Here is a 245-nt window from a genome sequence, read left to right on the forward strand (position 1 = left end):
CGGCCAGACCGGCAAGATCGTTGCGCCACAGCTGTACATCGCGGTCGGTATCTCCGGCGCGATCCAGCACTTGGCCGGTATGAAGGACTCCAAGGTGATCGTTGCGATCAACAAGGACGAAGAAGCACCGATCTTCCAGGTGGCTGACTACGGCCTGGTCGCGGACTTGTTCGAAGCTGTTCCTGAGTTGGAGAAGCTGGTCTAATCCAGTCGCTTCACTTATAAAGAGCCCGGTCTGATGACCG

Annotated in this window: 1 protein-coding gene; it reads left to right on the forward strand. The window is 57.1% G+C overall.

Annotated elements, in window-relative coordinates; translation table 11 throughout:
• Window positions 1–205 (forward strand): FAD-binding protein (locus tag AC0L20_RS41645; RefSeq protein ID WP_169870721.1); only part of this gene is annotated, 205 nt, incomplete at its 5' end.
• Window positions 206–245: the final 40 nt, after the last annotated feature.

Source organism: Bradyrhizobium sp. Kon58 (assembly GCF_055807455.1).